This window comes from Oleiphilus sp. HI0123, assembly GCF_001635315.1.
Genome location: NZ_LWGE01000786.1, coordinates 1 through 321, shown reverse-complemented (window position 1 = coordinate 321; position 321 = coordinate 1). Strand labels below are relative to the sequence as shown.

1 protein-coding gene is annotated in these 321 nt (G+C 42.7%); it reads left to right on the top strand.

Annotated elements, in window-relative coordinates; translation table 11 throughout:
• Positions 1–55 precede the first annotated feature (55 nt).
• Positions 56–321, top strand: a 266-nt coding sequence (locus A3761_RS06895; RefSeq protein WP_231881183.1) for an efflux RND transporter permease subunit, incomplete at its 3' end; no start/stop codon positions are given.

Here is a 321-nt window from a genome sequence, read left to right as displayed (position 1 = left end):
CTTATTGGTTTTGTTTGCAATCCCTTTTGGAATTCTAGGCTCACTTTTCGGTCATATGTTATTAAATCTGGAATTAACGCTTTGGTCATTCATAGGTATGGTGGCGGTCAGCGGTATTGTCGTCAATGACAACCTGGTCTTGATGGACTGTATTAATGAGCTGCGCAAGAAGGGCGTGAATATCTTTAGTGCAGTATGCGAAGCTGGCAAGAAACGCTTCAGGCCAATACTCTTAACGTCAATTACAACGTTTGCAGGCTTAACACCTTTGATCCTGGAAACCAGCATTCAGGCTAAGTTTTTAATACCCATGGCCGTATC